Source organism: Olleya sp. AS48 (genome assembly GCF_038900355.1).
GTDB lineage: Bacteria > Bacteroidota > Bacteroidia > Flavobacteriales > Flavobacteriaceae > Olleya.
This window is the reverse complement of sequence record NZ_JBBMRD010000006.1, coordinates 128,797-147,113: the sequence shown is the minus strand read 5'-3', so window position 1 is coordinate 147,113 and position 18,317 is coordinate 128,797. Positions and strand designations below refer to the sequence as shown.

The window sequence follows — 18,317 nt, the reverse complement described above, 5'->3', positions numbered from 1 at the left end:
TTTTTAAAAATAATAACCACAAGATATTTATAGTAAATGCCAAATAAAATCACTCAACTATTTAATATACAATATCCAATCATTCAAGCAGGTATGATTTGGAATAGTGGCTGGAAGTTAGCCTCAGCAGCAAGTAATTCTGGAATATTAGGATTAATTGGTGCAGGAAGCATGTATCCTGACGTATTAAGGGAGCACATTCAAAAATGTAAAAAAGCAACAGATAAACCTTTTGGTATTAATGTCCCAATGTTATATCCTAACATTGAGGAAATCATGAATATAATTGTAGAAGAAGAAGTTAAAATCGTTTTTACTTCCGCAGGAAATCCAAAAACATGGACTAAATGGTTACAAGACAAAGGGATTACAGTAGTGCATGTGGTTAGTAGTGTCAAGTTTGCATTAAAGGCTCAAGACGCTGGAGTTGATGCCATAGTTGCAGAAGGTTTTGAGGCTGGAGGACATAATGGACGTGATGAAACTACAACGCTTACACTTATTCCTATGGTAAGCGAGCAACTACATATTCCATTAATAGCAGCTGGAGGAATTGCTACAGGAAAAGCAATGTTAGCTTGTATGGTTTTAGGTGCAGATGCTGTGCAAGTAGGAAGCCGATTTGTTGCAAGTGAAGAAAGTAGTGCACATCAAGCATTTAAGCAAGTTGTAGTAGATGCAAAAGAAGGTGATACGCAATTAACTTTAAAAGAATTAGCGCCTGTTAGGCTAGTGAAAAATAAATTTTATAATCAGTTACAAGAGTTGTACAAAACAAGTCCAACACCAGAACAACTTAAAGAGTTATTAGGTCGTGCGCGTGCTAAAAAAGGAATGTTTGAAGGAGATTTAGAGGAAGGCGAATTAGAAATTGGTCAAATAGCTGGACTAATTCACGATATAAAACCTGTTGTAGAAATAGTAGAGGAGATTGTAGCAGAGTTTGAAAAGGCTAAACTTGATGTTATTAATTTTTAGTATTGAAGTTTTAAATTAACTAGTAATTTGGATTTTAATCTCATAGTTAATTTAATTTTTTCAAAAATAATTCAAATTTCTGCAATAAAAAATATAGCTATTTATTTGCGTTTAAATACCATTTTACATGAATAAAAATTACGATTACGTTTTGGTTGGTGCTGGTTTTTACTGTTCGATAATTGCAGAACGTATCGCTAATGATTTAGGAAAAAAAGTGCTAATCGTTGAAAAACGAAACCATATTGGGGGGAATTGTTTTTCTGAAACTAATATTGAAACAGGTATCGAGTTTCATAAATATGGAACACATATTTTTCATACTTCAAATAAAAAAGTATGGGAATATATTTCAAACTTTACTACTTTTAATAGTTACTATCACCAAGTTTTGATCACGTACAACAGTAAGGTGTATCAAATGCCCATTAATCTAGAAACGATTAATTCATTTTATAATATTAATTTAAAACCTTTTGAAGTAGATGACTTTTTAGAACAAGAATTTAAAAAAGAATCTTATACCAATCCAAAAAATTTTGAAGAGCAAGCCATCAATATTATTGGTAGACCATTGTATGATGCTTTTATAAAAGGTTATACTATCAAGCAGTGGGGGCGTGATCCTAAGGATTTGCCTGCTTCAATTATAAAAAGATTGCCATTCCGCAAAAACTATTCTGAGTCTTATTTTTTTGATACCTATCAAGGTATTCCAACGGATGGTTTTACTGCTATTTTTGATAAATTATTAGCTTCCAATAATATTGATATACAGTTAAACACCGATTTTTTTGAAATTAAAGAGCAATTAAATTCGAGTGCTACAATTATTTATTCGGGATCTATAGATAGACTGTTAGATTATAGATTTGGCGAGTTGGATTATAGAACGTTAGATTTTGAATTTGAAGTTGTGAATTATGAAGATTTTCAAGGCACTTCAGTGATGAATTATGGTAATCAAAAGATACCATATACCAGAATTCATGAGCCAAAGCATCTGCATCCAGAGCGTACCTATAATTTAGATAAGACGCTTATAATTAAAGAATATTCCAAAGAAGCTAATCGTGAAGAACCCTATTATCCCATAGGTGGTGAGGTTAACAAAAGCTTATATACTAAGTATTTAAAAGAGGTCAAAAAAGTGTATCCTAATTTAATTATAGGAGGTCGATTAGGCGATTATAAATATTACGATATGCATCATGTTATTGAAAATGCATTAGATACTTACAACAATTTAATAAAAAAGGGATGTTAGATTTAAATTTGGTTATGCCAATTTATAACGAAGATGAAATTATTGAAGTTGTAGTAGTCGATTGGATAACTCATCTTGATAAGCTTAATATTAATTATAAGATTAAACTTTACAATGATGGTTCTAAGGATAATACTTTAGATGTTATAACTAGTCTTCAAAAAAAATATCAAGATAGAGTAGTAGTAATAGATAAAAAAAATTCAGGACACGGTCCAACAATATTACAAGCTTACAAGGATAGTTTAAACGCTAATTGGATTTTTCAAGTAGATTCTGATAATGAAATGAAAGCCAAATATTTTGAACAGTTTTGGGATAAAAAAGAGGATTATGATTTTTTAATAGGTAAACGTGTTAACCGCATTTCACCTTTATTTAGAAAAATAATGACATACATATCATATGTCGTAGTTAAACTATTTTTTGGTAAAGGGATAAAGGATGTAAATTCACCTTACAGATTAATTAAAACAGAAGTATTTAATACTGTTTTTAAAAGTATTCCAGACGATACGTTTGCGCCTAATATAATTGTTGCAGGAATGGCTTGTAAAAATAATATTAAAGTAAAGTCTATTGATATAGAATTTACAGAACGTACAACTGGTGTCCCTACTTTAAATACTAGCATTTTAAAATTGTTTAAAATTAGTTTTAAATCATTTTATCAAATTATTTCTTATGCTAAAAAACATTAGGTATAACAATAGATTGGTGTATTTTTTATTAGCTATACTGTATGTAGCTTTTGCTTTTCCATTTACTCCTGCTTATATAGGTTTAGGTTACGATCAAGAGATTTTTCAGTATATAGGGATGATAATAGATCATGGTCTAGTCCCGTATAAAGACGTATTTGACCATAAACCACCAATAATCTATTTCCTTAATTATTTGGGTTTTTTGATTACACCCAATAGTACATGGGGTGTTTTTATAATATTAAATATCCTTGGTTTATTTAGCACCATACTAGTTTACAAAATAGCATTAAAGCAAAACAAAAAGGGAGTTTTGTCTATAGTCATTGCAAGCCTTTACATTTGTTTAATCAATAGTCATGTGTTTTTGCAAGGTGGTAACAATACTAGGCAATTTACAGCCTATTTAACTATCGTTATAATGTATTTGGTTTTTACAAAATCAATATCTAAAATCAGTATAGTGTCACTTGGTGTTTTATTAGGATTAATATTTTTTACACAACAAAACGAAATTTTAGGAGGTTCAGTTTTAGTCGCTTATTATTTGATGTTTAAGTCAGACTTTAGGCTAAATACTTGGCAAGAAATATTGAAAAACAGTCTGCTTTTTTTACTAGGTTTAAGTGTTGTTTTTGTAATTATTTTAATGCTTATTTATAATTGGGAAAACTTTAGCCAATTTATAAATCAAGCCTACTTATTCAATTTTGACAATTACATTCAGCAAAGTTCTATTTTAGTTAAAGTGCTAAAAATTATATATGCTTTTGGTGTCAAGCTCGTTTATTTAATTCCATTATTATTAGCTAGTATAGTTATAATTTACGGTGTGTCATTTTCAATTTTAAAAAATAAAAAGTTAACTATTCCTTTGATTATTGTCTCCATTGCTTTTGTATTTCAAATTATATCAACTTCAATTTCAGGCAGAACTTTTGGGCATTATTTTTTAATGTTTATACCTTATATCATGCTCTTGATAATATATTCTATTAATAATATTAAGGATACTGTTTTAAAATTTCTACTGGTAGGTTTAAGCTTATCCATAGGAGGGTATTTATTTAATCAAATCCCATACAAAAAGGAAGAGACTATTTTTTTAGCAGATACTCTAAAAATTGTAGAATCCGTTAAAGGTGAAAACAAACAATTTTATTCCTTTGATGCTAGTTATTTAAGAGTCAATTTTAATTTAAATATAACCTCTCCTTCAAAATGGATATACACACATTATATGGACGACATGATGCTACAAGATATTCTAAAAAATCTGCTAAGTAGCAAAACCAGATTCGTGTTAGTTCAAAATGCTTATTTACAGGAATTTAAAAATTTAGATTTATTTTTTACCACTCATTACAATCAAGTATTATCAAATAATAAACATAGTCTGTTTCAAATCAAATAAAAGCAATAGAATTCAGCTTTAAATCTTATTTTTGCCCAATGGTTTTATCTGATTACACAAAAGAATTTAAATATAATTGGCAATTGGCTGCTCCTGTAATGTTAGGGATGTTGGGTCATACTTTTGTAAGTTTTGTGGACAACATTATGGTTGGTCAAATTGGAACTGCAGAGTTAGCTGCTGTATCTTTAGGTAATAGTTTTATGTTTATAGCTATGTCTATTGGTATTGGCTTTAGTACTGCCATTACGCCTTTAGTGGCGGAAGCAGACAGTGCAAACGATTTTGATAAAGGTAAATCAGCTTTTAAACATGGTTTGTTTTTATGTACCGTTTTAGGTGTGTTACTTTTTTTATTATTGCTATTAGCCAAACCTTTAATGTATTTAATGAAGCAACCTGTTGAGGTTGTAGAGTTGGCCATCCCGTATTTAGATTTAGTAGCAATATCTTTAATTCCCTTAATAATATTTCAAGGAATAAAACAGTTTAGTGATGGGTTATCTTTAACTAAATATCCTATGTATGCTACTATTGTAGCTAACCTAGTTAACGTTGGTTTAAACTATTTACTAATCTTTGGTAAGTTTGGTTTCCCAGAAATGGGTATTGTTGGAGCAGCTTATGGTACTTTAGTGTCGCGTGTTATTATGGTCGCATATTTATGGTGGTTATTAAAAGGTCGTAAAAAGTCTAAAGATTATGTAACTAATATTAAGTTTTTTGTTTTAGATAAATTAATGCTTAAAAAAATTATAGGATTAGGGACACCAAGTGCTATGCAAATGTTTTTTGAGGTTGCAATTTTTACTGCTGCTATTTGGTTAAGTGGTTTGTTAGGTAAAAACCCTCAAGCAGCAAATCAAGTAGCCCTAAATTTAAGCTCAATGACCTTTATGGTTGCTATGGGATTAAGTGTTGCGTCTATGATTAGAGTAGGTAACCAAAAAGGATTGCATCAATATATAGAATTACGTCGTGTAGCTGTATCGCTATTTTTAATGGGCTTTATATTTGCTGTCATTTTTGCTTCTTTATTTTTAATATTTAATCAATTTTTCCCAAGGTTATATGTAGATTTTGATGATGCAGTAAACTTTAAAGATAATCTAGAGGTGGTCACAATAGCCTCGCAATTATTAATTGCAGCAGCTATATTCCAGATAAGCGATAGTTTACAAGTTATTGTACTTGGTGCTTTACGTGGACTTCAGGATGTTAAAATACCAACAATTATTACTTTTATTTCCTATTGGTTAATTGGTTTTCCAATAAGCTGGTATTTGGGTAAAGCAGATGCTTATGGTAGTTTTGGAATTTGGTTAGGATTACTAGCAGGCTTAACTACTGCTGCTATTTTATTGTTTATACGTTTTAATTATCTAACTAAAAGGTTAATTTTGGACTCTCAAAATAACTAGTCGCTAACCTTTAAAAAGCAAATATATTATGGAATTACCAAAATTCATTTTAGGTGATAATACAGATTTACCAAACGCAATCTTTGTGATTCATACAGAATTCCCTAGATTTATAATCAATCTAGAAGATGATGAAGTTGAGTGGTTTGAAGATTTTGACCAACATGATGAAAAAGAGTTGGAAATGGAGACAGAAAACCTAATCAAAGAAGCGACCGCATTTTACGATAGAGAAGTGGAGCGTTATGAAGATTAAGCATTCATAAAATCATTTCAACGATATAAATAACCTAACGTTTAGGTAACTGCAAAATAATTTTATGTTAGACCAATTAGTACAATACGATAAAGGACTTTTTTTATTTTTAAATAACCTAGGAACAACGTCATGGGATGGATTTTGGCTGTTTTATACAGATAAATTACATTGGATTCCGTTTTACGCTGTCTTAGCTTTTTTAATGTACAAAAAATTAAATACTAAAATGTTTGTACTAACCTTAGTGGTTATAGCTTTAATGATTTTATTTACAGACCAAATTACTAACCTATTTAAAAATTTCTTGGTAAAACGTCCTAGACCATGTCATGAGGACGATTTAGTGCAAGCCATGCGATTGCTTAAATCGTGGTGTGGTGGTAAATATGGCTACTTTTCTGGACATGCAAGTAACAGTATGGCTGTCGCTATTTTTTCTGGTTTAATGTTAAGATATAAATATAAATATCTAATTTATATACTAATTGTTTGGTCAATAACTATGGCATATAGTAGAATATACATTGGTGTACATTATCCATTAGATGTTTTAAGCGGAATGCTATTTGGTGGACTTTCAGGATTTATGTTTTATAAACTTGATAAATACTTACAATCTAGATTTCAATTAAAATAATTACTTTTTAGTAAAATAATAGTAGGTATTTATCAATCGATCTTTGTATTGTTTGCTATCTGGCTCACTCTCATTTAAATCGTAAATAGCCATTTCTTTGATATTATATTTTTCAAAAAGAATAGCTTGATTTTTAGGATTGATTCCGTTGGATAAAACTCCAAATTCCGCTTCAAGCGGAAAGTTATAAGCATTGTTTCCTTGTTTAATCTGAGGTATTTTAGCTCCATATTGCCATATAGTTTCTGGCGAAACGTAGTCAATAGCATACAATTTTATGTGCTTTTGTTTATGTGTTTTTAAAAGCGTAGTTATGGGTTTAAAATTGTCGCTTGTAAACGTTTTGAAAACAGGTAAGCCAAATAAAAATAAAGCTCCAAAAAAAGCAGAAGTTAACAAAAAGACATGTTTAATCTCTTTTTTTATTAATTGAAAAAGTATAGCCAAGCCTAAAGTAAACACGATTATTGCAAATATTATAAAAGGGAATAAGCTATTATTTAATTGTGTAGTAAACTGAAAATACAACACAAAAGGAGCCACAATACCAATCAAACCAATTAAGCCAAAGTTAAAATACACAGGTATGGTTTCGCGTTTGTCTTTGAGCGTTTTAAACTTACGAATCAAATACTCAATATAAAATCCAATATTTAAAGCTAAAGGAATTAAAACAGGCATCAAATATCTAGATTTTTTCTCTGGAATTATAGATAACAAAATAACTGCAAATAGGGTCCACAAAAAAGTAAACTTATAGGCTTTGTAATGAACTACACGTCGTTTTAAATACGGAAATAATAAGCTAATAAAAGCCGGAATAGTCCATAATCCACTTTGTGTAAAAAAGCTCCAGTAGTAATAAAAAGGTCTAACATTATAGCTGGTCCAATTTCCTGTTTCTTTACTAGTAATAGCAGCAAATGTAGTTGGATCCTCTAATCTTACATAAAAGTACCACCAGCCACCAACAACTAATGATAATATCAAAATAACAATAATTGGTAGCACTTTAGTTTTGATGTTCTTATAGTTAAAACTAAAGCTAAAAGCTAGTAAAAAAGGAAGTAATAAAGCATAAAAGCTAATAGGTCCTTTGCTTAATATTGAAAAACCAATACAAAAAGCAGCAATAATAGTATGTTTCCAATCTGTGTTTTCTGATTTAAAAAATTTAAATAAATGATAGATTGCAATCATCATAAAGCCATGAGTAAAAATATCCCAAGGAGCTTCAATAGTAATACCAATAACGTAAAACGATGTTATTAATATTAACGTGTTAATCATGCTATGTGCTCTGCTTTTTAATATGGTTTTGGATAATTTAAAACTATAAACAGCCAAAATCATTATCATAATAATAGCAGGTAAACGCATTCCAAAAACACTTTTTACACCAAAAATAATTCCAGAAATAGCGGTAAGCCATGTTGGTAAAGGTGGTTTTTCGTAACGTGCTTCGCCATTCATGGTAGTTAATATCCAATGATCATCCAATAACATCTCTCTAGCAGTAATAAAATTACGTGCTTCCATTATAGTTACTTGTATGGTCTCTAAGTTAGGTAATAGCATAACTGCTAATAGCAAACAAATAAAGATGATTGGATAATCTTTTAATAATTTAGGCATCTTGCTTTTTTAAGATTAACAAATTTCTGAAGTAAATTATAGCACCTAAAGAGTGTCCTACCAATAGCACATAATCGACCCTAAATATAGCGTAGGTTAAAATTAATAACGACCCTATTAAGCTTAAAGCCCAAAAGCCAAGTGGTAAAGAGGACTCTTTGTTTTTTTCAGAATATATCCATTGGTACACAAAACGTAATGTAAACACTATCTGAGAGACGATCCCTAACATTAACAGCCAAAACGGAATAGCTTCGTTTTTAAATAACTTAACAGTATCAATTTCATTATTATTAAAATAAAATACAGTTATAAATACTGGCATTAATACTAAGATATAACGTATACCAACCGGAAATGTTTTCCATTGGTTTTGCAATTGTAAATTTCTGATATAAATATAATAGGTTAACCCTTGACCAAGCATAATAGCAAAATCATCGCGTAAATACCCATAAATAAATAGCAAAAATGAAGCGATTAAACTAAGCGTCCAAAATAAAGTAGGCGTGATTACACGTTTTTGTTTCTCGCTAGTAATCCATTGGATTATTAACCGAGAAGAGAATAATGTTTGCGCTAAAAAGCCTATGCTAAGAATAATCCAATTACTCATTATTTTTGCTTAGCGACTTCGTAGTTAATGTATTTTTTCTTCATCCATAAATACGCAAAGCAATCCATTAAAGGTCCTAGTAACCTATTCCAAACGCCAAATTTAGCCTCGCCAGCAACTCTAGGAAAATGTTGTACAGGTATTTGCTTAGTTTTTCCATTTTGCAACATAATCATAGCAGGTAAAAAACGGTGTAATCCTTTAAACATTGGAATACGTTTAGCATAGTCCGTTTTAATTACTTTTAATGGACAACCAGTATCATCCATTCCGTCTTTAGTAAATGCACGTCTAATTCCGTTTGCAATTTTAGACGACATGTTTTTTACAAAACTATCTTTACGGTTAGCACGTACACCAGTAACTAAATCATACTCGCCTATATGTGCTAGTAGTAAATTAAAATCTTCTGGTGCAGTTTGTAAATCAGAGTCAATATATCCCACTAAAGGCGTGGTAGTGTAGTCAAAACCAGCTTTTATAGCAGCGCTTAAACCACGATTGTCTTTAAATAATATATAGTCAAAAGCATCGTGTCTACTACAAATAGCTTCAATTAAATCTTGACTTTTATCTTTTGAGCCATCATTAACAAATAATATTTTAGTGGTTTTGGTTGCTATTTGCGTGTAAGCTAATAACTCTTTTTCCACTCTAAGTAAATTATCTTCCTCATTATAAACAGGAACGACGATGGTAAATTGGTAATTCATAAACCTTTTTTAGTGTTACAAATGTATTGTTTTTTATAGAATTGAAATTAGTATCGAAAAAAAATCTGTTTCTTTGTAATACAGAAAAATACATATGAAGATATTAGTCACTGGAGCAGTAGGTTTTATAGGCTCTCACACCTGTGAGCGTTTACACGATTTAGGTCATGAAGTTGTTGGTTTAGATAATTTTAATAATTATTATAGCTTAGCGCTGAAAACTTTAAACGAAAAAGCACTGTTACAAAAAGGTATTACAGTAATTACTGCCGATTTAAGAAACCAGGATTTAGCAGACGTTTTACCAAAAGACATCAACTATATTTTTCATTTTGCAGCACAACCAGGTATTTCGGCAAGCTCTACTTTTGAAGATTATTTTACTAACAATATTATTGCGACTAAGAATCTTACAGATTATGCATTACAATGCCCAAATTTAGAATTATTTGTAAATATAGGGACTTCTTCCATTTATGGATTAGAAGCAACTTTTCCGGAAACCAAAGCGCCTAAACCTGCATCGTACTATGGTGTTACTAAATTAACTGCCGAGCAGTTAGTATTACAAAAAAGTAGAGAGCAATTATTTAAAAGTTGCTCGTTAAGACTATATTCTGTTATAGGACCAAGAGAACGTCCAGAAAAAATGTACACCAAATTAATTGCTTGTGCATTTAATGGAGATGCATTTCCGTTATACGAAGGTAGCGCAACCCATTTAAGAAGTTTTACTTATGTTGGTGATATTGTGGACGGAATTGTAAGCGTGATAGGAAAAGAAAACAAAGTAGATGGCGAAATTATTAACCTTGGTACAGAGGTTGAACATACCACACAAGATGGAATAGAAGCGGTTGAGCAAGTCATTGGTCAGTCCATTAAAATAGATCATGTTAAGGCTAGAGTAGGAGACCAATTGCGTACTAAAGCTAATATTGATAAAGCTAAACAATTGCTTGATTATAATCCGCAAACCACTTTGTTAGAAGGTGTTAAAGCGCAAGTCGAATGGTATAAGGCTAATTTTTTATAATTTAAATATACAGAGAAATACAAAAAAAAGGACAGTTATAAAACTGTCCTTTTTTTTGTTAGTTTTTTATGACAAATTACTAATTTACAACATTACCCTAATCCCAATAAATAATCTGCAGCAGCAAAAGGAGTGGTTTTATTAGCTTCAATTAAAGCTAGTTGTTTATTAAGTTCTAATTTAATTTCTGGATTATTAAAAAAGACACTTTTAAGTTGCTCTTCAATAGTTTGAAGTAACCAGAATTTATTTTGTTCTGTACGCTTGGTATTAAAATAGTTATTCTGTTTGGTAAGTGTTATGTAATCCAAAATTACATCCCAAATCGCATCTATACCATCGTTTGTTAAGGCACTGCATAACGTTACTTTAGGTTGCCAATTAGAGTCTTTTATTGGATACATATGTAAAGCTCTGTTAAACTCGACTTTAGCCATTTTAGCACGTTTAACATTGTCACCATCTGCTTTATTAATAGCTATTGCGTCTGCCATTTCAATAATACCTCGTTTTATACCTTGTAACTCGTCTCCAGCGCCTGCTAATTTTAAAAGTAGAAAAAAGTCGACCATACTGTGTACTGCAGTTTCGCTTTGTCCAACACCAACGGTTTCTATAATAATTGTATCAAAACCTGCTGCTTCACAAAGGATAATGGTTTCTCGTGTTTTTCTGGCAACACCACCTAAAGAGGTTCCGGAAGCAGATGGACGTATAAAAGCATTGGTGTTTTTAACCAACTCTTCCATTCGGGTTTTGTCACCTAAAATACTTCCTTTAGTAATACTACTACTTGGATCTACAGCTAAGACTGCAACTTTTTTGTTTAAAGTTGTTAGATGTGTTCCAAACGCTTCAATAAAAGTGCTTTTTCCAACACCAGGAACACCTGTAATACCAATTCTAACAGAAGTATTGGCATGAGGTAAACATGCTTTAATAATAGCATTGGCTTGATCCGTATGCTTCGGGTTTTTGCTTTCTACTAAAGTAATGGCTTGGCTTAAAGCAGTTATATTACCTTTTAAAATAGCGGTTACTAAGTCTTGTGTTGTACGTTGCAGTTTGCGTTTTGCCTTAATTTTTAAAACAGCATTTGCATTGGTCATCTCTGGAGAGGATACACCATCTTGCTCGCTTAATGCTGATTTTTTTTTGGACATAGTTGCTTTAATTTCCGCGAAAGCGTTGTTAAAATTAGTTTTAGACTAAGGTTAATCTTTTAAAGGCACTTCAATTTTTACAACGTCCCAAGCCATAGTCATTTTTAAGTCGTCTGTACTATTGTCAAATGCTACTGTAAACTGCTCGACTGGTTTATCTAAGGTTTGTGCAGGCACTTCTACTTCTACAACGTCATAATTTGGATCCCAATTTGGTTCCATTTTTTCGTTAACTCCCCAATCATATTGTTTGGAGTTAAACATAACTTTCCAATTGTTTTGCATAGGTACAGTCCAAAGTGTATATTTTCCTTTAGGAAGCTTTACACCATTTACAGATAAATCGTGATTGGTTTCAAAGGTGGTCGCCTCATTTGCTCCAGTACGCCAAACTTTATTAAAAGGCACTAAAGCGCCAAAAATAGCTCTATCACGTTTAGATGGTCTATTATAAACTACTCTTAAATCCAAGTCGTTAATTTTTATACCAGCAGTGTCCTTTGGACTTAAAGGTTGATTAAATAAGCCTGTTTTTGTAGTAAATTGATAGCCTAAAACGCCAATTACAACGATAATTAATAGATATATAAGTTTTTTCATGTACGGGTTTCTTAATATTAGCACTTTATAATGCAACAAAATTAACTGAAAATTTAGTACATATAGAAGGATTACCCTTAAATTATTCTAAATATTTGTGCTAAATTGAAAAAAAAACAACTTTTTTGCAACACTGCTTTTTTTGTGTCGTCTTTAACCTGAACACTAACCAAAAACCAACAAGTGAAAGTCGTTACTTTAGATAACATCGAGTTGTGTAAACAAAATAACCGTAAGGCACAATTACAAGTGTATCAGCAATATTGCGATGCTATGTATCATGTTGCATTACGTTTTGTAAATCACACTGCCGAAGCTGAAGATGTTGTACAAGAGGCTTTTATAAAAGCCTTTACAAAACTACATCAATTTAAAGGTGACGTTACTTTTGGTGCATGGTTAAAACGTATTGTTATTAATAAAAGTATTGATTACTTAAAATCTAAAAAACAACGCTTAGTTGAATTAGATGAGGTGCATCTGAAAGTAATAGATACTAATACTGATGACAAATGGTTAGTAGAAGACACAACAACTTTAGACCAAATAAAGCAAGCCATTAATAGTCTTCCGGAAAAATATAAGTACGTAGTCATGCTATTTTTAATAGAAGGGTATGACCATCAAGAGATTTCAGAAATTTTAAATATTACCGAAGTCGCGTCGCGTACCCAATTATCCAGAGGAAAAGTAAAATTGCAAGCCCTTTTAAAACAAAACGATTATGGCGAAAGATATTAGAGAATTATTTAAAAATGATAACCAACAGTCTGATAAGCAAATGTCACAAGGACATGAAGCTAGATTTTTAGACAAGTTAGACCAAGCATTGCCACAAAAAAAGCAATCTAATTGGACGTTTTTAAACATTGCAGCAAGCATCGTGATAATTTTAGGATTAGGTTTTGGAGGATATACGTTTTTTAAACAAGACGTAAATCCTATTATAGTAGTAGATACTGAGCAACCAAAACCAGAAATTAATAAAACTACAAAAACCATGACGCTTGGAGATATCTCTCCAGATTTAAAAAAGGTAGAAGATTATTACGTGGCAAATATTAATTTAGAATTGTCTAAACTTAAGCTAACACCAGAAAATAAAGAATTGTTTGATGGTTACGTGTTAAGGTTAGAAGAGTTAAATTCAGAATACAAAAGCTTGTCTACAGAGTTGACCGATAATGGTCCAGATGAGCATACTGTAAATGCACTAATCCAAAATCTAAAATTTCGTTTAAACTTGATGTATCGTCTTAAAGAACAACTTAATCAGTTAAACAACATGAAGGCTTCCCAAGGGTAGTCGTTAAAAGACAATCAAAATGAAACAATTAAAAACTATAAAATACAGATATCTTATTGCGTTAATGCTGCTTATTACAGTAAGTGTTACAGCGCAACAAAAATTAAGTAAAATTGACCAATCGGTTAGGGCAAATAAAGACGTAACCGTAGATCTAAATACTAGTCATACCAATATTATTGTAGAAACTTGGAATAAGGATTATATAGAGGTTGAAGCTTATATTGAAAGTAAAAAGTTGACCAAACAAGAGATGCAAAAAGCATTGGACAATTGGGACGTTGCTTTAACAGGAGACTCGGATTATGTAAAAATAACGTCTAAAGGATCAAGAGGTATTTGGTCAGATGACATGAGCGTAACGATATTGGATGAAGCGTCTATTGAGGCTTTAGCTAATCTTCCTGAAAAGTTAGAGCTTAATTTAGGTCCATTATTAAAAAAGTTAGAAAATATGGATGTTTTAGGCGAGTTGCCTGAAACCTTAAAAACATTACGTATTCCAAAATCTCCAGATGGAAATTATAATGTAGATTTTGATTATGACAAGTATAAAAAAGAGGGCGAACCCTATCTAGATGCTTGGAGTAAAAAATACCGCAAAGAGTATGGTGAAGCCTATGAGCAAGAAATGCGTACTTGGGCAAAAAGTATCAAGCAAGAAGATATTGATAAGTTTGAAAAAGAAATGGAAGCTTGGGGGAAAAACTTTGGTAAGCAATTTGAAAAACTATTTGATGACGATTTTGAAAAAAGTATGGAAGAATGGGGCGAAAATCTTGGTAAACAATTTGAAAAAGAAATCGCACCAAAAATTGAAGCTTGGGCTGCACAGTTTGAAAAAGAAGTCGCACCTAAATTAGAAGCTTGGGGTAAACGGTTTGGAGAAGAGTTTGAACGTAAAATGGAAGCGCAGTTTGATCAAGATGGAAAAAAGAGTAGTAGTAAGGAAAACAAAATTTTTGACGATGTAGACTACAATACCACTAAGACCATTATTATTAAAATGCCTAAAAAAGCTAAGTTAAAACTAAATGTAAGGCATGGCGAGTTAAAACTAGCCAATGTGCTGGAAAACGCCAAAGGAGAAGTGGCTCATGGGTCATTTATAGCTAATCACATTATTGGAGGTAACACCTCCATTAATGTGTCTTATGCTAAAGTAGCAGTAAAGGATTGGATGTCTGGTCAGTTAAAATTAAAGTATGTGGATAACGCTATAATTGCCAATGCCAAAAACTTAATATTAAATGCTGTGTCCTCCGATATTCAGATAAATAATCTGTCAGGAAATTCTATTATAAACGGAAGTTTTGGTGATTTGTTAGTCAACAATATTGCTTCAGATTTTAACAATCTTAATATAGTTTTAGAAAACAGTGATGCTAAACTAAAGCTTCCAAATACTGATTATAATCTTTTTTTTAATGGTAATCGCTCAAAATTTAATAGCGTGACAGCGTCTAATAAAACCATTAAAAATTATCCAAATAACAATAGTAATACCAATAAAACCATAATTATAAATGCAAAATTTAGTAATGTAATTGCTAAATAAAATTTCTAAATTTGAATTCAATTTTTAATTAAAATGAATTCTACTACAACTACTTCTCTTTTAAGTCAATGGACAGGACAAAACCTAAATGTCATTGACGCATCTATCCCAAAATCGGATTATATCGCTATAGATTTATCCAAAGCAAATCAAGACTTAAATACGTTTGATATCGCATCATCTTCAGCTTGGGAAGACTACATTACCAAATACCTTAAATCACATAAAAAGCAAGTTGCATTTGGTGGTTATTTAGAGACTAGAAATCTATATAACAGAAGTGCTTATTTTTCGGCTCAAGCCGAAGCAGAACAGCGTAATATTCATATTGGTTTAGATTTATGGTGTCCAGCTAATACAGCAGTTTTGGCGTGTTTTGAAGGTGTCATTCATAGTTTTAAAAACAACACTAATTTTGGAGATTATGGACCGACCATAATATTGGAACATAACATCAATAACCAAACATTTTACACATTATATGGTCATTTAAATGAAGCTTCAATCGGAAATTTAAAAGTAGGTGATACTGTCGCTCAAGGCGAAACAATTGCCTATCTTGGAGAAGCATCTGTAAACGGAGATTATGCACCACATCTACATTTTCAAATAATAAAAGATATACAAAATAAAGTTGGAGATTATCCAGGTGTTTGTTGCTTAAATGATCTTGAGTTTTATAAATCCAATACTATAAATCCTGAACCAATTTTAGGTTTGTAAAGGCTAATCCAATAGTTTTAAATCTCTTTTAATCCTATATTCTGTAGGCATTAGTAATATTAAGTATACAATTAAAAGCATACCAAATATAATAAAGTCTGGTGCTATTATTAATATAAGAAAAGCAGAGCCTTCAATAATGGCATAGCGTACAACAGAAGCACTTTGATAAGGTACTAATTTTTCTTTTAAGCTTAAGTTGCTGTCAATTTTAGAAACTAACATTTTAAATAGAAAATTACTAACTATAAAAGCAGCAATAGGAATAGCTAAATATACCGTATTGTCGCTATCTACCTTAGGTAACTTTAATTGGGTAATATCAGAAAGGTTTCCTAAAAAAAAGTAAGCTAATATTAGACCTGCGACTAATGCTATATGTATGATTTTAAAGATCTTTAATTGTTCTTGCATGTTAGTGATTGTACTAGCGATTTATTCAAGTAAATGTAATTAGATTTTTATTATTTAAAATCTAGGTCTAATTTAAATCTTTTTACTAATAATTAAAGTGTGTCTTTAATAAAAAAGAAATCACACAAACAGCTAGTTTTAAGTAGGTTTGTGTGATTAATTTGACTAAAATCTTAATTTAAGCGACTTCAGCTATTTTATTTTTAACTGTATTAGCTTTTGTTTTTAATTCAAATTGGTTAGAGGTGTTTTTTTCTCCTCCAGCTTTTAAAGCTTTGTCACCAGCAAAAAATGTTTTGTGGTCATCACCAAGATCAGATCCAGCCATTCTTTGGTGTTTAACACATGATACCTGTTTGCGTATTTCTTGTCTTTGTACCTCTTTAACGTAGGCTAACATACCTTGATCACCAAAATAGCCTTTTGTTAAATCATTCATGTGTAATGCAGTTGTATGGTAAGTTGGTAGTGTTATTAAATGATGAAATATACCAGCTTCTTTAGCGCTATCCATTTGAAACGTTTTAATTTTTTGGTCAGCTCTAAAACACAATTCAGTATTGTCGTATTCTGCATCCATTAAATTATTACGGTCATAAGCAGTCATGTTTTCGCCTTCCATAAGCATTTCTTCATAAGCTTGATTACGGAAGCTTAGTGTCCAATTAAATGATGGCGAGTTATTGTACACTAATTTAGCATTGGGTACTACTGATTTTACTTTATTTACCATATGTGCAATTTGTTTTACATTAGGCGTTGGAGTTTCTATCCATAATAAATCTGCACCATTCTGTAAGCTTGTAATACAATCTAAAACAACACGATCAATATTAGTGCCTTCTTTAAATTTGTATAATCCATTAGCTAATCTAACTGGTCGTACTAATTTACCGTCACGTTTAAGTAGGACATCATCCTCTTTGGCGTCTGTAATAGCAATTTCTTCAGCGTCAACAAACGCTAAATATTGTGATGCTAAATCACCAGATTGTTGACTGATAGGTAATTTTTGGGTTAATCCTGCACCTTCGGAGTCTGTTCGTGCTACAATTATACCATCGTCAATTCCTAATTCTAAAAAAGCGTACCTAACAGCATTTAGTTTAGCAATAAAATCTTCATGTGGCACAGTTACTTTACCATCTTGATGACCACATTGTTTGGCGTCAGACACTTGATTTTCTATTTGGATAGCACACGCACCAGCTTGAATCATTTTTTTAGCTAATAAATAGGTTGCTTCTTCATTACCAAAACCAGCATCTATATCTGCTATTATTGGGACTATATGTGTTTCAAAATTATCGATTTGATGCTGTACATCTTCGCCATTTTTTAATCTTCTAAACAAATCGTTCAGTTCAATTGCATCTGCTTGGCGTAAAAAATCATAAATTTCGGCAATCAAATTTGGGACTGCAGTTTTTTCGTGCATAGATTGGTCAGGTAAAGGACCAAATTCTGATCTTAACGCTGCAACCATCCAACCAGAAAGGTATAAGTAGCGTTTACTAGTTGTTTTATGGTGTTTTTTTACCGCAATCATTTTTTGTTGCGCCACAAAACCATGCCAGCAACCTAATGATTGTGTATAGTTACTTGAGTCGGTATCATATGCAGCCATATCTTCTCTCATTACAGAAGCTGTATATTTTGCAATGTCTAATCCTGTTTTAAATCTATTTTGATTTACCATTCTGGCAGCATTTTCTGGATTTATAGCATCCCAAGTAGCTCCATATTTTGCTTTTAATTGTCGTACTGTCTCTAATGCAGAACCATAATTTGTTTGTGATAAATTTTTCATAATTTTGTGATACGTTATTTATTATTAATAATTAGATCCTGTTGATTGTTGCCGCAATCGCAG

At 31.3% G+C, this 18,317-nt stretch carries 19 protein-coding genes; 12 read left to right on the top strand and 7 right to left on the bottom strand.

Going from position 1 to position 18,317, the window contains the following annotated elements; genetic code table 11:
- The first annotated feature begins 36 nt into the window (after window positions 1–36).
- From WNY60_RS09275 to WNY60_RS09245, 7 genes are all read left to right on the top strand, one after another.
- Entirely contained in the window at window positions 37–978 is a 942-nt protein-coding gene (locus WNY60_RS09275; RefSeq protein WP_145000299.1) for a nitronate monooxygenase, read from the top strand.
- Between the two features lie 127 nt (window positions 979–1,105).
- The gene (gene glf, locus WNY60_RS09270) at window positions 1,106–2,245 is read left to right on the top strand and encodes a UDP-galactopyranose mutase (RefSeq protein WP_342862187.1); all 1,140 of its coding nucleotides are present in this window, start codon (window positions 1,106–1,108) and stop codon (window positions 2,243–2,245) included.
- Window positions 2,239–2,946, top strand: a complete 708-nt coding sequence (locus WNY60_RS09265) for a glycosyltransferase family 2 protein (RefSeq protein WP_342862186.1) — start codon at window positions 2,239–2,241, stop codon at window positions 2,944–2,946. The genes glf and WNY60_RS09265 overlap by 7 nt, the downstream gene beginning before the upstream one ends.
- Entirely contained in the window at window positions 2,930–4,363 is a 1,434-nt protein-coding gene (locus WNY60_RS09260; RefSeq protein ID WP_342862185.1) for a glycosyltransferase family 39 protein, read from the top strand. The genes WNY60_RS09265 and WNY60_RS09260 overlap by 17 nt, the downstream gene beginning before the upstream one ends.
- Window positions 4,364–4,401: 38 nt before the next feature.
- Window positions 4,402–5,784, top strand: coding sequence for an MATE family efflux transporter (locus WNY60_RS09255; RefSeq protein ID WP_339808223.1), 1,383 nt, complete (start codon window positions 4,402–4,404; stop codon window positions 5,782–5,784).
- Between the two features lie 28 nt (window positions 5,785–5,812).
- Window positions 5,813–6,040, top strand: coding sequence for a hypothetical protein (locus WNY60_RS09250; RefSeq protein WP_145000286.1), 228 nt, complete (start codon window positions 5,813–5,815; stop codon window positions 6,038–6,040).
- A gap of 64 nt (window positions 6,041–6,104) precedes the next feature.
- Window positions 6,105–6,680 carry a phosphatase PAP2 family protein gene (locus tag WNY60_RS09245; RefSeq protein ID WP_342862184.1) on the top strand — a complete coding sequence of 192 codons (576 nt, stop codon included), beginning with the start codon at window positions 6,105–6,107 and terminating at the stop codon, window positions 6,678–6,680.
- Here WNY60_RS09245 and WNY60_RS09240 read toward each other — a convergent pair whose 3' ends face one another.
- The 3 genes from WNY60_RS09240 to WNY60_RS09230 are packed head-to-tail and all read right to left on the bottom strand — an operon-like array spanning window position 6,681 to window position 9,644.
- On the bottom strand, window positions 6,681–8,315 hold the full coding sequence (locus tag WNY60_RS09240) for a glycosyltransferase family 39 protein (protein WP_342862183.1): 1,635 nt from the start codon (window positions 8,313–8,315) through the stop codon (window positions 6,681–6,683).
- Window positions 8,308–8,931: a lipid-A-disaccharide synthase N-terminal domain-containing protein gene (locus WNY60_RS09235; protein WP_342862182.1), complete on the bottom strand. Its 624-nt coding sequence runs from the start codon at window positions 8,929–8,931 to the stop codon at window positions 8,308–8,310. The genes WNY60_RS09240 and WNY60_RS09235 overlap by 8 nt, the downstream gene beginning before the upstream one ends.
- Window positions 8,931–9,644: a glycosyltransferase family 2 protein gene (locus tag WNY60_RS09230; RefSeq protein WP_145000275.1), complete on the bottom strand. Its 714-nt coding sequence runs from the start codon at window positions 9,642–9,644 to the stop codon at window positions 8,931–8,933. Before WNY60_RS09230 ends, WNY60_RS09235 begins: the two co-directional genes overlap by 1 nt.
- A gap of 94 nt (window positions 9,645–9,738) precedes the next feature.
- Between WNY60_RS09230 and WNY60_RS09225 the strand changes: the two genes are divergently transcribed.
- Window positions 9,739–10,680 carry an NAD-dependent epimerase/dehydratase family protein gene (locus tag WNY60_RS09225; RefSeq protein ID WP_342862181.1) on the top strand — a complete coding sequence of 314 codons (942 nt, stop codon included), beginning with the start codon at window positions 9,739–9,741 and terminating at the stop codon, window positions 10,678–10,680.
- Between the two features lie 92 nt (window positions 10,681–10,772).
- Here the strand turns inward: WNY60_RS09225 and meaB are convergent, their stop codons facing one another.
- Window positions 10,773–11,843, bottom strand: a complete 1,071-nt coding sequence (gene meaB / locus WNY60_RS09220) for a methylmalonyl Co-A mutase-associated GTPase MeaB (RefSeq protein ID WP_145000269.1) — start codon at window positions 11,841–11,843, stop codon at window positions 10,773–10,775.
- Between the two features lie 51 nt (window positions 11,844–11,894).
- Complete coding sequence (locus tag WNY60_RS09215) at window positions 11,895–12,443, bottom strand: DUF2911 domain-containing protein (protein ID WP_339808227.1); 549 nt, start codon at window positions 12,441–12,443, stop codon at window positions 11,895–11,897.
- Between the two features lie 183 nt (window positions 12,444–12,626).
- Between WNY60_RS09215 and WNY60_RS09210 the strand changes: the two genes are divergently transcribed.
- The 4 genes from WNY60_RS09210 to WNY60_RS09195 are packed head-to-tail and all read left to right on the top strand — an operon-like array spanning window position 12,627 to window position 16,030.
- Window positions 12,627–13,184 (top strand): RNA polymerase sigma factor, encoded by a 558-nt coding sequence (locus WNY60_RS09210; RefSeq protein WP_145000263.1) that lies wholly within the window; start codon window positions 12,627–12,629, stop codon window positions 13,182–13,184.
- The gene (locus WNY60_RS09205; RefSeq protein ID WP_342862180.1) at window positions 13,168–13,749 is read left to right on the top strand and encodes a hypothetical protein; all 582 of its coding nucleotides are present in this window, start codon (window positions 13,168–13,170) and stop codon (window positions 13,747–13,749) included. The genes WNY60_RS09210 and WNY60_RS09205 overlap by 17 nt, the downstream gene beginning before the upstream one ends.
- A gap of 19 nt (window positions 13,750–13,768) precedes the next feature.
- The gene (locus tag WNY60_RS09200; protein WP_342862179.1) at window positions 13,769–15,307 is read left to right on the top strand and encodes a hypothetical protein; all 1,539 of its coding nucleotides are present in this window, start codon (window positions 13,769–13,771) and stop codon (window positions 15,305–15,307) included.
- Window positions 15,308–15,340: 33 nt separating this feature from the next.
- A complete protein-coding gene (locus tag WNY60_RS09195) occupies window positions 15,341–16,030 on the top strand; it encodes a peptidoglycan DD-metalloendopeptidase family protein (protein ID WP_342862178.1) in 690 nt (229 codons plus the stop codon).
- A 3-nt stretch (window positions 16,031–16,033) separates the two neighbouring features.
- Here the strand turns inward: WNY60_RS09195 and WNY60_RS09190 are convergent, their stop codons facing one another.
- Together WNY60_RS09190 and WNY60_RS09185 are read right to left on the bottom strand one after the other, a co-directional pair.
- On the bottom strand, window positions 16,034–16,444 hold the full coding sequence (locus tag WNY60_RS09190; protein ID WP_145000251.1) for an MFS transporter: 411 nt from the start codon (window positions 16,442–16,444) through the stop codon (window positions 16,034–16,036).
- A 178-nt stretch (window positions 16,445–16,622) separates the two neighbouring features.
- Window positions 16,623–18,254: an isocitrate lyase gene (locus WNY60_RS09185; protein WP_342862177.1), complete on the bottom strand. Its 1,632-nt coding sequence runs from the start codon at window positions 18,252–18,254 to the stop codon at window positions 16,623–16,625.
- Between the last annotated feature and the right edge of the window lie 63 nt (window positions 18,255–18,317).

Bases quoted from the DNA above. Each gene is read 5' to 3' on its own strand.
- WNY60_RS09190 (WP_145000251.1), bottom strand. From the start codon at position 16,444: ATGCAAGAACAATTAAAGATCTTTAAAATCATACATATAGCATTAGTC.
- WNY60_RS09215 (WP_339808227.1), bottom strand. From the start codon at position 12,443: ATGAAAAAACTTATATATCTATTAATTATCGTTGTAATTGGCGTTTTA.
- WNY60_RS09195 (WP_342862178.1), top strand. From the start codon at position 15,341: ATGAATTCTACTACAACTACTTCTCTTTTAAGTCAATGGACAGGACAA.
- WNY60_RS09255 (WP_339808223.1), top strand. From the start codon at position 4,402: ATGGTTTTATCTGATTACACAAAAGAATTTAAATATAATTGGCAATTG.
- WNY60_RS09275 (WP_145000299.1), top strand. From the start codon at position 37: ATGCCAAATAAAATCACTCAACTATTTAATATACAATATCCAATCATT.
- WNY60_RS09240 (WP_342862183.1), bottom strand. From the start codon at position 8,315: ATGCCTAAATTATTAAAAGATTATCCAATCATCTTTATTTGTTTGCTA.
- WNY60_RS09245 (WP_342862184.1), top strand. From the start codon at position 6,105: ATGTTAGACCAATTAGTACAATACGATAAAGGACTTTTTTTATTTTTA.
- glf (WP_342862187.1), top strand. From the start codon at position 1,106: ATGAATAAAAATTACGATTACGTTTTGGTTGGTGCTGGTTTTTACTGT.
- WNY60_RS09225 (WP_342862181.1), top strand. From the start codon at position 9,739: ATGAAGATATTAGTCACTGGAGCAGTAGGTTTTATAGGCTCTCACACC.
- WNY60_RS09265 (WP_342862186.1), top strand. From the start codon at position 2,239: ATGTTAGATTTAAATTTGGTTATGCCAATTTATAACGAAGATGAAATT.
- WNY60_RS09185 (WP_342862177.1), bottom strand. From the start codon at position 18,254: ATGAAAAATTTATCACAAACAAATTATGGTTCTGCATTAGAGACAGTA.
- WNY60_RS09235 (WP_342862182.1), bottom strand. From the start codon at position 8,931: ATGAGTAATTGGATTATTCTTAGCATAGGCTTTTTAGCGCAAACATTA.
- WNY60_RS09250 (WP_145000286.1), top strand. From the start codon at position 5,813: ATGGAATTACCAAAATTCATTTTAGGTGATAATACAGATTTACCAAAC.
- WNY60_RS09200 (WP_342862179.1), top strand. From the start codon at position 13,769: ATGAAACAATTAAAAACTATAAAATACAGATATCTTATTGCGTTAATG.
- WNY60_RS09205 (WP_342862180.1), top strand. From the start codon at position 13,168: ATGGCGAAAGATATTAGAGAATTATTTAAAAATGATAACCAACAGTCT.
- WNY60_RS09260 (WP_342862185.1), top strand. From the start codon at position 2,930: ATGCTAAAAAACATTAGGTATAACAATAGATTGGTGTATTTTTTATTA.
- WNY60_RS09230 (WP_145000275.1), bottom strand. From the start codon at position 9,644: ATGAATTACCAATTTACCATCGTCGTTCCTGTTTATAATGAGGAAGAT.
- meaB (WP_145000269.1), bottom strand. From the start codon at position 11,843: ATGTCCAAAAAAAAATCAGCATTAAGCGAGCAAGATGGTGTATCCTCT.